The sequence below is a fragment of the Dactylosporangium fulvum genome (assembly GCF_025137375.1).
Taxonomy (GTDB): Bacteria; Actinomycetota; Actinomycetes; order Mycobacteriales; family Micromonosporaceae; genus Dactylosporangium; species Dactylosporangium fulvum.
Window position 1 is genome coordinate 5375263 of record NZ_CP073720.1, and the last position, 18866, is coordinate 5394128.

Consider the following 18866-nt stretch of genomic DNA (forward strand, 5'->3'; position numbering starts at 1 on the left):
ACATCCATCGAAAACGCCCAACCACCCCAGGTCAACGACCCGACCACGCTTCTTACACCCCGAAACCGGACCGTAACGCCACCTCAACCCATCCGCGCCGCCACCGACGTCCCGAACCGCTGCGCCATCAACCGCTTCAACCCGTGCGGAAACCCCGACTTCGCGGCCACATGCGGACCGCCCAGCCGCAACTGTGCCCCCGCATCCCCCGCCCACGCCGCCAGACAATCCTCCGGCACCACATTCGCCACCGCCAGCATCGCCCCCGCCGCACCCAACGCACCCGCCGTCAACGTCAACACCGACGAACCCACATACACCGCACCGTCCCACTCCGTCAGCACCCGCACCAACCGCTCCGCGTCACCCGACGAATCCTTCAACCCCGCCACCGGCAACGAACCCAACACCTCCACCGGCACCGCACCACCCGCCACCGCCGGGAAGTGATACGCCAGCACCGGCCGCCCGTCCGCCGCCGCACCCACCCGCGCGAAAAACGCCCCCAGATCCCCCGGCCGACGCGGCGGCGCCACCAGCACCGCATCCGCACCCACCGCCACCGACGCCGCCACCAGCTCCGCGGCCGGACCCGCCCACGCCCCGCTCGCCCCCGCGACCACCGGCACGTCCGGACACGCCTCCCGCACCGCCGCCACCAACGCCACCCGCTCACCGTCGGTCAGCGCATCAGCCTCACCGGTCGACCCCGCCACCAGCACCGCCCGCACACCCTCACCCACCACACGCCGCGCGTGCGCCGCCGTCCCGGCCACATCCACCGACCCGTCATCGGCGAACAACGTCACCAGCGCAACCGCCACGCCGTCCCACAACCGCACCCGTTCGTCGACCATGCATCAGACCCTAAGCGCTGCCCGAACCCGCCAACCACAAGGCAGACTGGAAGCGGGTGCGCCGGCCGTCGGCGTGCCAGCGCACCCACCGCACGGACACACAGAAAGCGCCGTCGACGGCGCACAACACACGCTCAGGCCGTCACATCGACGTGGTTGCCGTCGTCCGAGGCCTTCGCGACCTGCTCCACCGGATGCGCCGCAGCCGTCCGCGACGCCGCGAACGCCATGATGAACGACCACGGCGGCACACCGCCCACGTTCGTCACCGCACCGGTCGGCGACAGGTGATATCCCGTCGCACCCGCGATCGCCGCACGCTCCCCCGGCGTCAACTTGCTCAGCACCTGCTGCGATCCCGGCAGGCTGCCCCTCGGTGGCGGCACCACCGGCTCCACCTGCGCCGAGCTTGTCGCCGCACGCGGCGCCGCCACCGGATGCGCGCCACCGGCCGGCAGGGGTCGAATCTCCATGTCGAGCCTCCCGAAGCGTCCGTGCTCCAAGCTGATCCTCGCGTACATCACAGCATTTCCGCAGGTGAACCAGCAGCCATGCGGTCGGCGGCGAGATCTTCGACCGAACAGACGACGCCGGTCCCAGCCCCCTCTCGAGCCCCGCGCTCCCCTGTCGTAGACAGGGGTAAAAGGGCGTGGCGTCAGCCACGTCGCCTAAGGCATCCTAGGAAGCTAGTATTGCGTCGTGACCGCGCCAGCGCCCGACGAGGCCGAGACCCTGCACGCACTGCGCCGGCACCGGCCCGACCTCGTCGACGGGTTCGGTGCCGCGCTGCCGGCGGCCCGGGCCGCCGTCCTGCACCGGCTCTGGGGCGCCCTGTGGCGCGAGGGGATCGTGGCCAGGGACCGCCTCACCGGCCCCGAGCCCGCACTGTTCGGCACGCCGGTGACGGCCGGACCCGGCCGCCGCCACGACAGCGCGCTGTTCACCGTCGTCGCGGACGGCACGCGGTACGGCCACCCCACCCGGCTCCTCGACGGATTCCGCCTCGGCGGGCACAGCGCCAGGCTCGCCCGGGAACTGGACAACAGCGTCGCCAACCTGGCGCTCGCGCTGGCCGCCGCCGGACCGGACGGACGGCCCACCGGCCTCGTCGACATCGAACAGGCCGTCGTCGACGGGCATCCGCTGCACCCCTGCTGCCGGACCCGGATCGGGATGACGACCCTCGACGTGCTGGCCTACGCACCCGAGCACCGGCCCCGGGTCGACCTCGCCGTCGTCGACGTCGACCCGGCCCGCTGGCGGACCTCCGGCACCCCGGTCCCGCCCCGCCTGCCCGTCCACCCGTGGCAGCTGCCCAGGGCCCTCGCCACCGGGCTCGTCCGCGACACCGGCGCCCGGCTGCCCGCGCACCCCCTCATGTCGCTGCGGACCCTCGCGCTCGGCGGCGATCCGGCGGTACACCTGAAGACCGCGGTCGAGGTGCAGATGACCAGCGCCGTGCGGACCCTGTCCGCGCCCGCCGTCCACAACGGGCCGCTCGCCTCCGCCCTCGTCGCCCGGCTCGCCGAACGGACCACCGGGCTCAACGTCCTGCGCGAGACGACAACCGCGACCGTCCTCGACGACGCCGGCGACCCGCAGCGGGCCCTCGGCGCCGTCTGGCGGCAGGCCCCGCCCGCCGATGCCCTCGTCGTCCCGCTCGCCGCCCTGCCCGGCCGGCCCGACCTGCTGACCCCGGCGTTCTTCACCGGGCTCGTCGACCTCATGCTGCCGCCGCTGCTCACACTGCTGCACCTCGGCGTCGCGCTGGAGGCGCACGGGCAGAACACGCTCGTCGAGATCAGCGGCGGCCGCCCCGTCCGGCTGCACTACCGCGACCTCGGCGGCCTCCACGTCCACGCCGGGCGGCTCGCCGCGGCGGGATACGAGATGCCGCCGCTCATCGGCGCCCTGCCGACCGACGACGAGGACACGCTGCGCACCAAGCTGTTCGCCGCCGCGTTCGCCACCGTCCTGGCGAGCCTCGTCGCGGCCCTCGGCAACGAGCAGCGGCTGTGGGACCACGTCGCCGCCGTCGCGCGCAAGGCCGCCGGGAACCGCGACGACGAGCGTGCCCTGTTCGCCGCCACCTGGCCGCTCAAGGCGACCACCGCGATGCGGCTCGCCGACGACCCGCTCGAGGACCGGTGGTGCGCGATCCCCAACCCGATCGGTTAACGCCAGACGGGCGGCCGGCCGGTGTCGACGAGCTTCCAGTCGCCGTTGTCGTACAGCACGTTGTCGTAGTAGAAGACCGTCGGCGGCAGCAGGTCACCGGCGGTGAACGCCTCCCGCGCCGCCGCGTGCAGCGCCGCCTCCGGCACGCCCCACCGGTCCCGGGCCAGCCCGGCCACGTAGGACAGGGCGTGGTGGCCCATGAAGCTGTCGTACGTGAGGCTGAAGACCTCCTCGGCGGCCATCGGCACGTCCCGCGGGATCACGTTCGCCGGCGGCAGCCCGTCCGGCAGCCCCGCCCGCTCCCGCAGTGCGCTGTCGACGTAGATCGCGCAGTCGCGGTACAGCACCCGGGTCGTACGGTCGGCCACGGAGAACGCGAACAGTGTGTTCTGCCCGTGGGTCTCCAGCGGGCAGCCGGTCTCCCGGGCCACCTTCGCCCACAGCCGGACCATCGGCACCACGACCCGGCGCGCGACGAACTCCGCCGGGTCCTCGCCCCAGAGTGCGACGAGCTGCTCGAGCAGCGTCGGGTCGCCCGGCGCCCGCAGGTCCCCGCCGTACAGGGCGAACAGCGGCACCGTGTGCTCCGGGGCGGGCTCGACCGGCCGCGCCGCGCGGACCAGGAACCCCCACGCGTCGTCGCCGTCGCCGATCCAGCCGCCGCCGACCTCCGGCAGCACCGGTGCCCCGATCCGCACCAGCTCGTCGGACACCCACAGCTGCAGCTCGATCACCGGGCGGCGCAGCCGGCGGGTGAACCGCGACAGCCGCCGCGGATAGTGCAGCTTCACGAAGTGCGGCGGCACGGCCACACCGTCGACGGCCGACACGAACACCGTCCGCGCGTTCGCCGACGGCACCACCGTCAGCCGCGGCCCGCTCGCGCGGCGCAACAGGTCGTCCCGCAGGAGCAGGTCGGGACAGTCCAGGGCGTTCGGGTGTACGGGCAGCAGGAACCCGTCGCCGTCGGCGTACAGGTCGTGCAGGGCCGACGGCACGCCCGCCCGCAGGTAGGTGCCGAGCCCGGCCGGGACGCGGAACGTCGGCAGGTCGAACGACGCCACCCCCCGCTGCGGGTGGTACTCGTCGGCGATGTCCAGGTCGGCGGCGTACGGACTGTACGTGCGGGTGCCGACTCCGAGATACCGTTCCGCGTACTGCCACAACGCGATCGGATCGTGGGCGTCATTCAGGCGCATCGCGCTGAGCCTACTGCCCGGTGCGCCGACGATTGAACGGAGTGCGGTGCGACTTCCACCACGCGTGACCGATGCGGTCCTGGCCTCATCCCGCCCCGTCTACGTCTACGACCTCACCACGGTCCGCGACAACGTCCGGGCGCTGCGCGGCACGCTGCCCGCCGGGGCGCGGATCGCCTACGCGATGAAGGCCAACGGCAACGACGGCGTCGTCGCCGCCGTGCTGCGCTGGTGCGACGGCCTCGAGGTCGCCTCCGGCGGGGAGCTGGCCGCCGCGGTCGCCGCCGGTTCGCCGTTCACGCTGTTCAGCGGCCCGGCGAAGACCGACGGCGATCTGCGCGCGGCCGTCGCCGCGGGTGCGGTCGTCAACGTGGAGAGCCTCCACGAGTTGCGCCGCCTGGTGCACGTCGCCGGGGGCCGGCCGGTGCGGGTGTGCCTGCGGGTCAACCGGGCCCACGCCGCCCTGCCCGGGTCGCACCGCATGTCGGGGGCGGCGACCGCGTTCGGGATCGAGGAACCGCTGCTCGCCGGCGCCGTCGCCGCCGCCCGTGCCGGTGGGCTCGACGTCGCCGGGTTCCACCTGCACGCCGTGTCCAACAACCTCGACGCCGCCGCGCACGCCGCGTTCGTCACCGACGCCGCCGGGTGGGCGGCGCGCACGGCGGCGGCACTGGACGTACCACTGGAGATCATCAATGTCGGGGGCGGGTTCGGGGTCGATGTCCTGGGCCGGGAACGGTTCGACCTGGGGGCGTTCGCGGCCGGGCTGGCCGGCCTGCCACCGGAGCTCGGGTCCCGGCTCGTCGTCGAGCCCGGACGGTTCGTGACGGCGACCGCCGGGTGGTACGCCGCCGAGGTCGTCGACGTCAAACGCAACCACGGCCGCTGGTTCGCCGTGGTCCGCGGCGGCACCCACCACTTCCGGCTGCCGGCGTCGTGGGGGTACAGCCACCCGTTCACCGTCCTGCCCGTCGACGACTGGCCGTATCCGTTCGAGCGGCCCACCGTGACCGGCGCGCCCGTCGACGTGGCCGGCGAGCAGTGCAACCCCCGTGACGTGCTCGCCCGGGACGTGGCGGTGGCGGCGGTACGGGCCGGCGACGTGCTCGTCTTCGCTAACACCGGCGCCTACGGGTGGGAGGTGGCGCACCACGACTTCCTGCGCCTCGGCCACCCGTCGTTCGTCCTGCTGGACGCGGACCTCAGCGCGGGCTGAACGCCGAACGCACGGCCCGCAGCGCCTGGCGGCGGGTGTCGCCCTTGAGCGTGTCGATGTACAGCCGGCCGTCGAGGTGGTCGGTCTCGTGCTGCAACGCCCGCGCCAGCAGGCCGGTGCCGGCGACCCGGACCGGCTCGCCGTGCTCGTCGACGCCCTCGACGACGGCCCGCATCGCCCGCGGCGTCGGGAACCCCAGCCCGGGGATGGACAGGCAGCCCTCGTCGTCGTCCTGCTCGCCGTCGAGCTCGACGATGCGCGGGTTGACGACGTAGCCGACGACCTGGTCGGCGCCGTAGGAGAACACGCGGGCGCTCACGCCGATCTGCGGCGCGGCGACGCCCGCCCGCCCCGGCTCACCGGTCAGCGTGTCGAGCAGGTCACGCACGAGCTGACGCAGCTCGGCATCGAATGAGGTCACCGGCTCGGCGGGGGTGCGCAGCACCGGGTCGCCGAGCCGTCGGATGGGGCGAATCGTCACACGTCACAGGCTACTTCGGGGCCGCACGGACCCGCCGTGACGAGGGCCTACACTTGGCCGACTTCCCCACCCCCGGAGGCACCCCATGGCCTACACGGCCGACCAGGCGGACGTGCGGTCACACCGCCGAAGCCCAGCTCAGCGCCGGTTCCGGCGCACGCCGTGGATCGCCGGCGGTCTCGTCGCCGCGCTCGTCGGCGCCGGCGGATTCATCGTGTGGAACCAGTTCGTCAAGCACCGCTGCACGGGCTCGGTCACCGCGACGATCGTCGCGTCGCCGAGCACCGCCACCCTCATCGAAGGCCTGGCGGCCAAGTGGGCCGACACCGGCCCGACCGTGGCCGGGCAGTGCGCCCGCGTCGCCGTCTCCGCCCGGGACACCGCGACGACGGCGCAGGCGCTCGGCACCGAATGGGACGACAAGACCGGCCTCCCGCCGGACGTGTGGGTGCCCGACTCCACCGCCTGGGTGCGCCGGGCCTCGACCGCGGCGATCGCCGAGCGGATGATGCCCGACCTGCAGCCCAGCCTGGCCCGCACCCCGTCGGTGCTCGCCATGCCGAAGCCGATGGCGGAGGCGCTCGGCTGGCCCGGCGGCGAGCTGTCCTGGCAGGACGTCATCAACAAGGTCGCCGCGGACCCGCAGGGCTGGGCGAAGTACGACAAGCCGGAGTGGGGCGCCTTCAAGTTCGGCATGAGCGACCCGCTGCAGTCCACCGCCGGGCTCCTCGCCCTCATGGCGATCCTCGACGGCAACGACGACGGTGAGGTCACGCCCGACGAGCAGGCCACCCTGGCGAAGCTCAAGCAGGAGCGGGCCGTCTACACCAGCACCACGTCGCAGCTGCTCGACGGGCTCGGCCAGGCCGACCGGCAGAGCGCCGACGCGGCCATGCGGTACGTCTCCGCGTTCCCCGCCCTCGAGCAGGACGTCCTGACGTACAACCGGGCCGACCCGAAGGTGCCGCTCGTGGCGGTCTACCCGTCCAACGGCAGCGCCGACGCCGACAACCCGTACCTGATCCTCGACGCGCCGTGGGCGCAGAAGGACCGGCAGGACACCGCGACGTCGTTCCTGGCGTTCGCCCGCGGCCCCGAGGGGCGCAAGGTGTTCCTCGACGCCGGGTTCCGCGACCCGAACCGGGTCGGCGGCGAGCCGCTGTCGGGCAACGCCGCGTTCAGCGTGAAGCTCAGGACCGTGCCCCGGGCCGTCCTGCTGCCCGAGTCGGTCAAGCAGTCGATGGACTCGTGGACGGCGCTGACCCGCCCCACCAACGTGCTGCTCGTGCTCGACGTGTCCGGGTCGATGGCCGAGCAGGTCCCCGGCACCGGCAAGACCCGCATGCAGCTGGCCAAGGAGGCCGCCCGCGGCGCGGTGCAGCTGTTCGACGGCGAGGTGGCCGCCGGCCTGTGGGTGTTCTCCACCAGGCAGAACGGCGTGCAGGACTACCGGCAGCTCATCCCGATCGGCCGCGTCGCCGACCAGGTCGCCGGCAAGCCCCGCCGCGAGCAGCTGACCGCCGCGATCGACAGGCTGACCGCGGTCGGCGACACCGGCCTGTACGACACCGCGGCCGCGGCTCAGCAGGCGGTCGTCGAGGCGTACAAGCCCGGCGCCACGAACCTCGTCGTGCTGATGACCGACGGCAAGAACGACGACAGCACCGGCGGCCTGACCCTCGACGCCCTGCGGACCAGGCTGGAGGCCAACGCCACCAGCGACAAGAAGGTCCCGATCGTGACCGTCGGCTACGGCAACGACGCCGACTTCGCCGCGTTGCAGGAGATCTCGCGGGTCAGCGGCGGCGCCCTGTACACCTCGAAGACCGCGTTCGACATCAACGAGGTCCTGATGACCGCCATCTTCGGCAAGATCTGACGGCTCCCGCCGGTTGACCTTACCGGTAGCGCCGCGCGGGTAGGGTCTGAGCGGTGATCGTCGTCCACGGGCTGGTGAGCCGCGACGGGAGGCTCGCCTGCTGGGCGGAGACCACCGCCGCGCCTCCGGCCCGATCCGCGCACCGCGGCGCCAGGGCGATCCCGCACCCGTTCGCGGTCGCCCCGCCGGTCCCCGGCGAGCTCGGCACCGCCGACCTGTCCCTGCCGACGGCCGGTGCCCACCCGGCCGCGTCCCCGGAACTGGCCGCCCTGACCGCTCTGACCGCCGCCGGCCGCGGACGCCCGGTCGTGCGGCGCATGCTGCCGTGGACGGTGCCGGTGGTGCTCCTGCCCGCGGGCACCGATCTGGAAGCGCTCCTGGAGGGCCCGCCGGACGGCCCCGGTCTGCGGGCCGGCACCTCCGTGGGGCACCTCGCGGACCTCGTCCGGTTCGCCGCGGACCTCGTCGACCGGGGCCGGGTCGTCCCCGTCGTGGCGCCCGGACCGCTGGCCCGCTGGCGGCCCGTGCTGTGGCGCGCCGACGCGGCCACCTTCGAGTCGCTGTGGCGGGCCATGCCCGGCGTCGCCCACGCCGGCGCGGCCTGGTCCGCCGAGGAGGCGACCCGCACGGCCCTGGAGGCCGAGGTCGACGCGCTCGTCCGGGCCAGGCTCGGCGGCCATCCGCTGCTCGCCGGCGGCACGGTCCGCCAGGACGGCGCGGTCCGGTCGTGGCTCGCCGCCCTGACCGCCCCGGACATCGCCGACGCCCGCCTGCGGACCGCCGCACCCCTGGACCCGGCGAGCCCGGACGGGGCGCCACTCGGGGAGACCGGCGACGTCGCGCGCATGCGGGAAGCCGTCGGGCGGTGGGTCGACAGCGGGCAGCCGGCGCCGCTGCGGACCTGCTTCCGGCTCTCCTACGTCGAGGAGTTTCCCGACGACGAGACGTCCGGGTGGAGCCTCGAGTTCCTGCTGCAGCCGGCCGAGGAGCCGAGCCTGCTCGTGCCCGCCGAGGCGGTCTGGCGGGACGGCGCCTCGCCGCTGTTCCGCTGGGCCGACTACCCGCAGGACGTGCTGCTCGCCGACCTCGGGCGGGCCGGGCGACTGTGGCCGGACCTCGACGACGCCCTGCACACCCCGCGGCCGTCCGGGATGCGGCTCGACGTCGCCGGCGCGCACCGGTTCCTGACCCACGCGACGGTGCTGGAGGAGGCCGGCTTCGGGGTGCTGCTGCCGGCCCGGTGGCAGCAGCGCCAGGACCTCGGCCTGACCCTCACCGTCCGTCAGGCCCAGCCGGCCAGCCCCGTGCTGCGGGACACGACCGCGAACCGCGCGGCCGTCGTGCGCTTCCAGTGGGGGCTCGCGATCGGCGACGACTTCCTCAGCGAGACCGACCTCGTCGAGCTCGCCCGCGCGAAGGTGCCGCTGGTGCGGCTGCGCGGGCGCTGGGTGCACCTCGACCGGGACCGGCTGCGGGCCGGGCTCGCGTTCCTCGCGCGCGGCGGCCGGGGCGAGATGACCGCCGGCGAGGCCATGCGCCTGACCCGGCTCGTCCCGGACGGTGACCTGCCGCTGCCGGTCACCGGCGTGGACGGCAGCGGCTGGCTCGCCGACCTGCTGACCGGACGGGCCGTCGAACGGCTCGAGCTGCTCGAACCGCCCGCGTCGCTCAAGGGCAGCCTCAGGCCCTACCAACGCAGGGGCTTCTCGTGGCTGGCCTTCCTCGACGGCCTCGGGATCGGTGCGCTGCTCGCCGACGACATGGGCCTGGGCAAGACGATCCAGGTCCTCGCGCTGGAGACGCACCTGCGTGAGCGGGGGCCCCGGCCGCCGACGCTCGTCGTGTGCCCGCTGTCGGTGCTCGGCAACTGGCGGCGCGAGAGCGAGCGGTTCACGCCGCACCTCACGACGGCCGTCCACCACGGCAGCGACCGGGTCCTCGACACCGGCGCCGACCTGGTGCTCACCACCTATCAGGTGGCCACCCGCGACGCCGACCGGCTCGCCGCCGTGAGCTGGGACCGGGTCGTGCTCGACGAGGCGCAGCACGTCAAGAACAGCACCAGCGCGACCGCGCGGGCGGTGCGGCGGTTCCCGGCGCGGCACCGGATCGCGCTGACCGGCACACCCGTCGAGAACCGGCTCACCGAGCTGTGGTCGATCGCCGACTTCCTCAACCCGGGCGTCCTCGGCCCGGCGAGCATCTTCCGGGCCCGCTACTCGGTGCCGGTCGAACGCTACGCCGACAGCGACGCGGCGGGCCGGCTGCGGCGGGCCACCCGGCCGTTCCTGCTGCGGCGGGTCAAGACCGACCGGGCCGTCATCGCGGACCTGCCGGAGAAGCTCGAACGCAAGCAGTGGTGCAACCTCACCCTGGAACAGGCGAGCCTCTACCGGGCGGTCGTCGACGAGCTCTTCGTGAAGCTGCGCGAGGGACGGGCCGGCGCGCAGCGCAAAGGGCTCGTGCTGTCGGCGATGACGAAGCTCAAGCAGGTGTGCAACCACCCGGCCCACCTGATGGGCGACGGCACGCCCCTCGCCGGGCGGTCGGGGAAGCTGGCCCGCCTGGAGGAGATCCTCACCGCCGCGCTCGACGCCGGGGACCGGGCGCTGGTCTTCACACAGTTCGCACGGTTCGGCCACCTGCTGGCCCCGTATCTCACCGAGCGGCTCGGCACCGAGGTCGCCCTGCTGCACGGGGGCACGCCGAAGGGCGCCCGCGACGCGATGGTCGAGCGTTTCCAGGGCGGGGCCGGGCCGGGGGTGCTGCTGCTGTCGCTGAAGGCCGGCGGGACCGGGCTCAACCTGACCGCGGCCAACCACGTCGTGCACGTCGACCGCTGGTGGAACCCGGCCGCCGAGCAGCAGGCCACCGACCGCGCCTTCCGCATCGGGCAGCGCCGCGACGTGCAGGTGCACACCTTCGTCTGCATCGGCACGATCGAGGAGCGGGTCGACCACATCATGGCCGAGAAGCGCACCCTCGCCGGGGTCGCGGTCGGCAGCGGCGAGGGCTGGCTGACCGGCCTGTCGACGGACGACCTGCTCGACCTGATGACCCTCGCGCCGGAGGCCACGGATGCCTGAACGCGCCGCCGGCCACAGCAGCAGCCGCAGCTGGTCCCACCAGTTCATCACCATGCTCGAATCGTTGCGGATGGGTACGACATTTCAGCAGGGCCGCCGCTACGCCCGCGCCGGGCACGTACGCTCCGTGACCATCTCGACGAGTCTCGTGACCGCGCTCGTGGTCGACGAGGACGGCGAGACGTACCGGTCCCGCGTCGCGGTCCGCGCGTTCTCCGCCGCCGACTGGAGCCGCATCGAACGCGCGCTCGCCGGCGAGGCCATCCACGCCGCCCGGCTCCTCGCCGGGCACCTGCCCGACGACCTCGACACGATCCTCGCCGGGTTCGGGCTGTCGCTGTTCCCGGAGAGCCTCGCCGAGATCGTCCTGGACTGTTCGTGCCCGGGCTGGCAGAAGCCGTGCCGGCACCTCGCCGCCGCCTGCTACGTCCTCGCGGAGTCCTTCGACGCCGACCCGTTCGGCATCCTCGCCTGGCGCGGTCGCGGCCGCGACGAGCTGCTCGAGGCGCTGCGCGGCCACCGCGTGTCGGCCCAGCGGCACATCGCCGAAGGGCACGCCGCACCGGCCGCGGACGTCGCCGGTACCGCCACCTTCTGGACCGCCGGGCCGCGCCTGAGCCCGCCGCAGCCGCTGGTACCCGGCACCGTCCGCTACCCGGACGCGCTGCTCGACCAGCTCGACCCGCTGCCCCTGACCGTCGGCCGGTTCGAGGTCACCGACGTGTTACGGGACGCCTACCGTCGGCTCGCGACGGGGTTGCCGGACCCCTGACCCAGCCGGTACCGTCAAATCCTGGCGGCGGAGTTCCGCTGCCGGTCACGGCCGAGAGGCGCTGCGACGGTCCGGTCAGGACCGCCACGCTCGGCCGGAAGACCTCACCCTTGACCTAAGGGCGCCTCCTGTCACCGGGAGGTGACTTCAGGCATGGTCCATGACGGACACCCGTTCCTGCAGACCCGCAACGGCGTCGAGTTCGCCGTTGCGGATCTCTCCCTCGCGGCCGCCGGCCGCACCCAGATCCGGCTCGCCGAGCACGAGATGCCGGGCCTGATGGCGACCCGCGCCGAATACGCGGCCAGCCAGCCGCTGCGCGGCGCCCGGATCGCCGGTTCCCTGCACATGACGGTGCAGACCGCGGTGCTCATCGAGACACTCGTCGCGCTCGGCGCCGAGGTCCGCTGGGTCTCCTGCAACATCTTCTCCACCCAGGACGAGGCGGCCGCCGCGGTCGTCGTCGGCCCGCACGGCACCGTCGACGCTCCGTCCGGCACGCCGGTCTTCGCCTGGAAGGGCGAGACCCTGGAGGAGTACTGGTGGTGCACCGACCAGCTGTTCCAGTTCTCCGGCGGGCTCGGCCCCAACATGATCGTCGACGACGGCGGCGACGCCACCCTGCTGGTGCACAAGGGCGTGGAGTTCGAGACCGCCGGCCGGGTGCCGGAGGCCACGGCGGAGGACGGCGAGGAGTTCGCCCTCATCCTCGACACGCTGCGCGCGAGCCTCGCCCGCGACCCGCAGCGGTTCACCCGCATCGCGGCCGGCATCCGCGGCGTCACCGAGGAGACCACCACCGGCGTGAACCGGCTCTACCACCTCGCCGAGGCCGGTGAGCTGCTCTTCCCGGCGATCAACGTCAACGACTCGGTGACCAAGTCGAAGTTCGACAACACCTACGGCATCCGGCACTCGCTGCTCGACGGCCTGAACCGGGCCACCGACGTGCTGCTGGCCGGCAAGCTCGTCGTCGTCTGCGGCTACGGCGACGTCGGCAAGGGCTCCGCCGAGGCGCTGCGCGGCATGGGCGCCCGGGTCGTCGTCACCGAGATCGACCCGATCTGCGCGTTGCAGGCCTCGATGCACGGGCTGCCCGTCGTCCGCCTCGACGACGTGGTCGAGCAGGCCGACGTGGTGATCACCACGACCGGCAACGTGGGCGTCGTCAGCGCCGCCCAGCTGGCCCGGCTCAAGCACAACGCGATCGTCGGCAACGTCGGGCACTTCGACAACGAGATCGACATGGCCGGTCTGGCGAAGATCCCCGGCGTCACCAAGACGGAGATCAAGCCGCAGGTCCACGAGTGGACGTTCCCGGACGGCCACTCGATCATCGTGCTGTCCGAGGGCCGGCTGCTCAACCTCGGCAACGCGACCGGCCACCCGAGCTTCGTGATGTCGAACTCGTTCACCAACCAGACGATCGCGCAGATCGAGCTGTTCACGAAGCCCGACGCGTACCAGCGGCAGGTCTACCGCCTGCCGAAGCACCTCGACGAGAAGGTCGCCGCGCTGCACCTCGACGCCCTTGGCGTCCGGCTCACCGAGCTGACGAAGGAGCAGGCGGAGTACATCGGCGTCGACGTCGCCGGCCCGTACAAGCCGGAGCACTACCGCTACTGACCGTAAGGCCCGGCGAGGGCATCCTCCGGGTTCACAGTATTCCGCTGGGGAATTCAGCATTCCTCAGCGGAATACTGTTCAGGAGGGGGAAGCCGCCCGGCGATGATTCCGGCACCCGCGGATCGTCAACAGCACATGGCAAAAATTCTGTACTCCGTGACCATGTCCCTCGACGGGTTCATCGCCGGCCCCGGCGGGGACATGTCGTGGCTGACCCCCTACCTCGGGCCGAACGAGCTCGTCGACGAGCTGATCCCGCAGATCGGGGCGCTGCTCGTCGGCAACCGCACCTACGGCGGCGACGACCCGCACAAGGGCACCGAGCAGGAGGGCGAGCCGTTCGGCGGCGGGTGGAGCGGCCCGCAGTTCGTGCTCACCCACCGCCCGCCCGCCGTCCCGCGGCCGGGTGTCACGTTCGTCACCGACATCGGCAGCGCGCTGGCACAGTCGGCGGCCGCCGCCGGCGACAAGTACGTCAACGTGCTCGGCGCCGAGACCGCCCGGCAGTGCCTGGCGGCTGGCGGCCTCGACGAGGTCCTCGTGTGTATCGCCCCGGTGCTGCTCGGCGACGGGGTCCGGCTGTTCGACCGGCCCGGCGGGACACCCGTGCCGCTGGAGCGGATCAGCGTGAGCCACACCCCGCTGGCGACGAACATCTGGTACCGCGTCGTGCGGTAAATCGGTCGCCCGGGGCGCGACACCGCGCGTACAACACTCGCGTGTTCCTGCTGCGACCGTATGCCATCGGCCTGACGGCCGCGAACCTGCTGGTGCGGCTCTCGGCCGGGGCGGTCACGCTCGCGCTGGTGCTGTTCGTGACCGGCGCGCGTGGCTCGTTCGCAGCGGCCGGGCTGGTCGCGGGCGCGTTCGCGGTCGGCACGGCCGTCGGCGGCCCGCTCGCGGGCCGCCTCGCCGACCGGGCCGGCCCCGCGCCGGTGCTGCTGGGGACCGCCGCCGTGCACACGGCGGCGCTGCTGGCGGTCGTCGGGCTGCCGGCGGCGCCGCTGCCGGTGCTCGTGGCCCTGACCGCGCTGGCGGGCTCGGCCCGGCCGCCGGTCGCGGCCGTCATGCGGGGCGTGTGGATCACCATGCTGCGCGACGACGAGCGGCAGCTGCGGGCGTCGTACCGCTTCGAGAGCGCCCTGCTGGAGGTCGGGTTCATCGCCGGTCCGGCCGTCGCGGGCCTGGTCGTGGCCCTCGGACGGCCGGCACTCGGGCTGGCGCTGACCGCGGCGCTGGCCGGCGGGGCGACCGCGGTCTTCGCGCTGCTGCCGCCGGCCCGCACCGGACGACCGGCCGGCCGCGGCGAGCGCAGCCTCCTCGGGCCGCTGCGGTCACCCGCGATCCGGTCGCTCGTCGCGTCACGCACAGCGCTCGGCGTGACGATCGGGGCGGTGCAGGTGGCCGCCGCCGCGTTCGCCGCGGCGCAGGGGCGGGCCGGGTTCGCCGGGGGTGCTGCTCGGCGGGTTCGCGCTGGGCAGCCTGGTGGGCAGCGTCGGACCGCGGATCGGCGAGGCGGCGCTCTCGGTGTGGTTGTGCGCGGCGACGGTACCCCTGGTGCTCCCCGTCGGCCTGTGGTGGCTGGCCGCGCTGTTCGTCGTCGCCGGCGCGCCCGTCGCGCCGCTGAACGCGATCGCCTACGAGCTCACCGACCGGGCGGCCCCGGCGGGAACGGCGACCGAGGCGCGGATGTGGACCGGGACCGCGACCGCAGCGGGCACGGCGCTGGGCAGCGCGGTCGCCGGCGCCGTGGTGGACGCCTCGGCGGCCCGGTCGGCCTGTCTGGTCGCACTGGCCGGGGCGGTCGCCGCCGCGCTGGCGAGCGCCGCGGGCCGGCGCCGGCACGCCGGAACGGCCACCGCCGGCGTCACCGGCACCGTCACCGGCGCTGCCACACCGCCGCGTCCTGCGTCCACCGCAGCGTCGTCACCGCCTGCAGGACCAGGCCGCCGGTGAGCGCCGGCGTCAGGTAGAGCTCGTCGGCGAGGGCGCGGATGATGTGCAGGCCCCGGCCGTGCTCGTCGAGCAGCCCCAGGTCGAGCGAGGCCAGCTCACCGTCGCTCATCCGCGTCGCGAGGACCAGCCGGGCCGGGTCGATCACCGAGCCGGCGTTGATCACGTGGATGACGCACCGCAGCTCGGTGACCTCGATGGTGATCTCGTAGTCGTCGGTCTCACGGGCGTGCTCGATGACGTTGGCGCACGCCTCGGTGAGGATCAGGCCGACGTCGTCGCGGCAGGCGGGCTCCACGCCCAGGGTGCGCAACGCCTGGTCGAGCATGCGCCGGGCCATCGGCACCGTCGCGGCGTCCCGGGGGAGGTTGAGGGCGAGCCGCAGCGCTATCGACACAGTGCGACGGTACCCGCACGGCCCGGCGCGTGCCCCTCGGGCCGGTGTCGCCTCTCCCACCGGGGCCGGACCGGGCGCCGGTCATCCGCAACGAGCGAGGGTGGGCGCCGCCACACGGGGAAGGCGGGTGGTCGTGCGCCGAACAGTGTGGATGCTCTCCCTCGCGGCCGGCTACGTCGACGGTATCGGCCTGCTGTACCTCGGCGGTGTGTTCTGCAGCGTGGTCACCGGCAACCTGGTCGTCCTCGGCATGACCGCCGTGCAGCACGTCACCGACACCGCCGAACGGGCCGCGCTCGCCGTCGTCGTGTACGCCGCGACGGTGGTCGTCGCGCGGAAGCTCCCGCCGAACCGGTGCCTGCTCGCCGAACTGCTGGCGCTGTGCGCCCTGTGCGGCGGGTGGGTGATCACCCACCACGACCCGCGCGGCCTCACCCAGCTGCCGCTGCTGGCCATGGCGGCGATCGCGATGGGGCTGCAGAGCGCGGCCATGCGCGACTCGGACGTGCCGACCACGTACCTGACCGAGTCGGTGACCCGCCTGGCGACCGGCAGGTTCGACCCGCTGCTGCTGGTGCCGTTCGTCGCGATCCCGGTCGGCGCGGTCAGCGCCGCGCTGCTGCTCGATCGGGTGCCGTGGCTCGGCCCGCTGCCGGCCGTGGTGCTCGTCGCCGCCGCCTGCGTCGCCCGGATGGTACCGCCACGATCCCCCGCCCCGGCCCCGCAGCCCGCGCACCGGGCGCCGGCGCACTCCTCGCGGTGACCGGCATGCCTCGTGTCACCACGCCGTACGGCGCCGCCACCACCCCCGGTGAGGTCCTCACCGGGGTCTCGCTCGCCGGCCGCCGCGCCGTCGTCACCGGTGCCACGTCCGGCCCCGGCCTGGAGACCGCCCGTGTCCTCGCCGGCGCGGGCGCCGCCGTCACCCTGGCGGTCCGCGACCGGGCCGCCGGCCTGCGCGCCGCCCGGCTGGTCGGCGGTGACGTCACCGTCGCACCGCTCGGCCTCGCCCACCTCGCCTCCGTCCGGGCGTTCGCCGCCGCGTGGGAGGGACCGCTGCACATCCTCGTCAACAACGCGGGCATCAGGGCGGCGCCGCTGGCCCGTACCGCCGACGGCTGGGAACTGCAGTTCGCCACCAACCACCTCGGCCACTTCACCCTGGCCACCGGGCTGCACGACGCACTCGCCGCCGCCGGCGACGCCCGCGTGGTCTCGGTCAGCTCGGACGGGCACCTCGCCGGCGGCGTCGACTTCGACGACGTCAACTTCGTGCGCCGCCCCTACGACCCGTGGGTCGCCTACAGCCAGTCCAAAACCGCCAACATCCTCTTCGCCGTCGAGGCCGCCCGCCGCTGGGCCGGCGACGGGATCACCGTCAACGCCGCCGGGCGCGGCGCCGCCACCGTGGCCCTGCTGGCCGGCTCACCACTCGTCGGCGGCGTCACCGGCCGGTACTTCGAGGACTGCAACGAGGCACTGCCACAGGTACACGGCGTGCGCCGCGGCGTGGCCCCGCACGCGCTGGATCCGGCCGCCGCCGCGCGGCTGTGGACCCTGTCGACCACGTAGAGTTGCTCCAATGGGGATGGTGCACACCGTCGGACTGGTCCTGCATCCACGCCGCGACTCGAAGGCGGCGATCGAGGCCATCATCGACTGGGCCAAGGCCCGCGAGGCCACGGTCCTCGGCCTGCCCGACGAGGTCGACCGCATCGACTGCAGCGCGGTCGCCGTCAACGCCGACGAGCTCGTCGGCCGCGCCTCGCTGGTCGTCAGCCTCGGCGGCGACGGCACGATGCTGCGCAGCATGCGGCTGCTGTCCGGCAAGCCGACCCCGGTCCTCGGGGTCAACCTCGGCCGGCTCGGGTTCCTCGCCGAGATCAGCGTCGAGGAACTGCCGGACGCGCTGTCGGCGATCGACGCGCACCGGTTCACCGTCGAGCCCCGCATGGCCGTGCGCACCCAGCTGCCCGACGGCACGTCGGTGACCGCGTTCAACGACATCGCGCTGGTCCGCACCCCCGGGCACGGCCTCGCCGCGATCGCCATCTCCATGCAGGGCTACCCGTTCGTGAGGTATTCCGCCGACGCCCTCATCGTCGCCACGTCGACCGGGTCGACGGCCTACAGTTTCTCCGCCGGCGGACCCATCGTCTCCCCCACCGTCGAGGGCATCCTCGTCGTGCCCGCCGCCGCGCACTCCGCGTTCAACCGCGCCCTGGTGCTGTCCCCCAACGAGGATCTCGACCTCGAGCTGCTGCCGACCAGCGGCCGGCTCGTCGTCGAGGTCGACGGCGAGGTCCTCGGCGAGCTCAACGCCGGCGACACCCTCACCGTCTCGGCCGCACCCGCCGCGGCCAAGGTCGTCCGGCTCGGCTACACCACGTTCTACGAACGGGCACGCCGCAAGCTCCAGGTCAACGGCAGCCTCGAGGTTGAGATCCCGTTCAGCTGACCCTGCTGCGGCAGGCGTCGCTCCGGGGCCCGGAGCTCACCGAGCGGACGCGGTTCGTACGCGGCTTCCAGCCGACCACGGCACCGGCCCGTCGCGGTCGCCAGCCAGATCATCGCCACCGTGACGGGGACCCGCGGGCCGACGGCCGCCCAGCCACTCCACCGTCGCCGCGTCCGGCCGAAATCCGAGCGCCACCGCCCGTCGTGAGCATCTGCCCCGTGGTCGTCCTGCCGGCGCCGTTCGGCCCGAGCGGCGGGAAGACCGTGCCCTCGGCGGCGCGTGGTCGACGAACGTGTGCGGTTGCGGGACCATGATCGCGCCGTGACCGGACAGGGGTGACCTGCTCGCCTTCCTGGGCCGGACGTGGCCCTCGCGGCCACGCCCGGCCGGGATCGTGGCCGCGACCGCAGTCGCCGCGGTTTTACCGCGAATTCACGGCCCGCCCGGGGCCGTGAACGGCGTCAGCCGTGCGCCCGTGCCGGCAGGCCCGACACACGCAGCAGCGCTTCGTCGGCATAGCACCACACCCAGTCCTCACCCGGCTCGAACGACTGCACGAGCGGGTGGCCGTCGGCGTGGAAGTGGGCCGTGGCGTGCTTGGCCGGCGACGAGTCGCAACAGCCGACATGACCACAGGTCAGGCACAGCCGCAGGTGGACCCACCGGCCGCCGACGGCGAGGCAGTCCTCGCACCCGTCGGCGCTGGGCTGGACGTCGTTGATCTGGTCGAGGTGCTCACAGGGGTCACTCACGATCACACCGTA

The 18866-nt window shown here is 73.8% G+C and carries 17 protein-coding genes and 1 riboswitch; of the genes, 11 read left to right on the forward strand and 6 right to left on the reverse strand.

Going from position 1 to position 18866, the window contains the following annotated elements; all coding sequences use genetic code 11:
* Positions 1 to 83 precede the first annotated feature (83 nt).
* A complete protein-coding gene (locus Dfulv_RS25305) occupies positions 84 to 857 on the reverse strand; it encodes a dihydrodipicolinate synthase family protein (RefSeq protein WP_259855680.1) in 774 nt (257 codons plus the stop codon).
* Positions 858 to 991: 134 nt separating this feature from the next.
* Positions 992 to 1330: a hypothetical protein gene (locus Dfulv_RS25310; RefSeq protein WP_259855682.1), complete on the reverse strand. Its 339-nt coding sequence runs from the start codon at positions 1328 to 1330 to the stop codon at positions 992 to 994.
* Positions 1331 to 1556: 226 nt separating this feature from the next.
* Between Dfulv_RS25310 and Dfulv_RS25315 the strand changes: the two genes are divergently transcribed.
* The gene (locus Dfulv_RS25315) at positions 1557 to 3035 is read left to right on the forward strand and encodes an IucA/IucC family protein (protein WP_259855687.1); all 1479 of its coding nucleotides are present in this window, start codon (positions 1557 to 1559) and stop codon (positions 3033 to 3035) included.
* Here Dfulv_RS25315 and Dfulv_RS25320 read toward each other — a convergent pair.
* Positions 3032 to 4234 (reverse strand): ferric iron reductase, encoded by a 1203-nt coding sequence (locus Dfulv_RS25320; protein ID WP_259855688.1) that lies wholly within the window; start codon positions 4232 to 4234, stop codon positions 3032 to 3034. The two genes, Dfulv_RS25315 and Dfulv_RS25320, sit on opposite strands and share 4 nt — an antisense overlap.
* A 64-nt stretch (positions 4235 to 4298) precedes the next feature.
* Between Dfulv_RS25320 and Dfulv_RS25325 the strand changes: the two genes are divergently transcribed.
* Positions 4299 to 5450, forward strand: coding sequence for an alanine racemase (locus tag Dfulv_RS25325; protein WP_259855694.1), 1152 nt, complete (start codon positions 4299 to 4301; stop codon positions 5448 to 5450).
* On the opposite strand, the gene def is transcribed toward Dfulv_RS25325, so the two are convergent.
* Positions 5437 to 5931, reverse strand: coding sequence for a peptide deformylase (gene def, locus Dfulv_RS25330; protein ID WP_259855696.1), 495 nt, complete (start codon positions 5929 to 5931; stop codon positions 5437 to 5439). The two genes, Dfulv_RS25325 and def, sit on opposite strands and share 14 nt — an antisense overlap.
* 85 nt (positions 5932 to 6016) lie before the next feature.
* Here def and Dfulv_RS25335 point away from each other — a divergent pair, with 85 nt between their 5' ends.
* From Dfulv_RS25335 to Dfulv_RS25360, 6 genes are all read left to right on the forward strand, one after another.
* Complete coding sequence (locus tag Dfulv_RS25335; RefSeq protein ID WP_259855697.1) at positions 6017 to 7810, forward strand: substrate-binding and VWA domain-containing protein; 1794 nt, start codon at positions 6017 to 6019, stop codon at positions 7808 to 7810.
* A 53-nt stretch (positions 7811 to 7863) separates the two neighbouring features.
* Positions 7864 to 10896: a DEAD/DEAH box helicase gene (locus Dfulv_RS25340; protein ID WP_259855699.1), complete on the forward strand. Its 3033-nt coding sequence runs from the start codon at positions 7864 to 7866 to the stop codon at positions 10894 to 10896.
* Entirely contained in the window at positions 10889 to 11668 is a 780-nt protein-coding gene (locus Dfulv_RS25345; RefSeq protein ID WP_259855700.1) for an SWIM zinc finger family protein, read from the forward strand. Before Dfulv_RS25340 ends, Dfulv_RS25345 begins: the two co-directional genes overlap by 8 nt.
* Before the next feature lie 47 nt (positions 11669 to 11715).
* A riboswitch (S-adenosyl-L-homocysteine riboswitch) is annotated at positions 11716 to 11802 on the forward strand.
* A 19-nt stretch (positions 11803 to 11821) separates the two neighbouring features.
* On the forward strand, positions 11822 to 13294 hold the full coding sequence (gene ahcY / locus Dfulv_RS25350; RefSeq protein ID WP_259855702.1) for an adenosylhomocysteinase: 1473 nt from the start codon (positions 11822 to 11824) through the stop codon (positions 13292 to 13294).
* Positions 13295 to 13429: 135 nt separating this feature from the next.
* A complete protein-coding gene (locus Dfulv_RS25355; protein ID WP_259855706.1) occupies positions 13430 to 13972 on the forward strand; it encodes a dihydrofolate reductase family protein in 543 nt (180 codons plus the stop codon).
* A 41-nt stretch (positions 13973 to 14013) separates the two neighbouring features.
* Positions 14014 to 15267: an MFS transporter gene (locus Dfulv_RS25360; RefSeq protein WP_259855707.1), complete on the forward strand. Its 1254-nt coding sequence runs from the start codon at positions 14014 to 14016 to the stop codon at positions 15265 to 15267.
* Here the strand turns inward: Dfulv_RS25360 and Dfulv_RS25365 are convergent.
* Positions 15174 to 15644: an ATP-binding protein gene (locus tag Dfulv_RS25365; protein ID WP_259855708.1), complete on the reverse strand. Its 471-nt coding sequence runs from the start codon at positions 15642 to 15644 to the stop codon at positions 15174 to 15176. The genes Dfulv_RS25360 and Dfulv_RS25365 overlap by 94 nt on opposite strands.
* Before the next feature lie 133 nt (positions 15645 to 15777).
* On the opposite strand from Dfulv_RS25365, the gene Dfulv_RS25370 reads away from it, so the two are divergent.
* The 3 genes from Dfulv_RS25370 to Dfulv_RS25380 are packed head-to-tail and all read left to right on the forward strand — an operon-like array spanning position 15778 to position 18102.
* Positions 15778 to 16407, forward strand: a complete 630-nt coding sequence (locus Dfulv_RS25370) for a YoaK family protein (RefSeq protein ID WP_259855710.1) — start codon at positions 15778 to 15780, stop codon at positions 16405 to 16407.
* A gap of 5 nt (positions 16408 to 16412) precedes the next feature.
* Positions 16413 to 17216, forward strand: a complete 804-nt coding sequence (locus Dfulv_RS25375; RefSeq protein ID WP_259855712.1) for an SDR family NAD(P)-dependent oxidoreductase — start codon at positions 16413 to 16415, stop codon at positions 17214 to 17216.
* A 10-nt stretch (positions 17217 to 17226) separates the two neighbouring features.
* Positions 17227 to 18102 (forward strand): NAD(+)/NADH kinase, encoded by an 876-nt coding sequence (locus Dfulv_RS25380; protein ID WP_259855714.1) that lies wholly within the window; start codon positions 17227 to 17229, stop codon positions 18100 to 18102.
* Positions 18103 to 18563: 461 nt separating this feature from the next.
* Here Dfulv_RS25380 and Dfulv_RS25385 read toward each other — a convergent pair whose 3' ends face one another.
* Positions 18564 to 18854 carry a ubiquitin carboxyl-terminal hydrolase 14 gene (locus tag Dfulv_RS25385; RefSeq protein WP_259855719.1) on the reverse strand — a complete coding sequence of 97 codons (291 nt, stop codon included), beginning with the start codon at positions 18852 to 18854 and terminating at the stop codon, positions 18564 to 18566.
* Between the last annotated feature and the right edge of the window lie 12 nt (positions 18855 to 18866).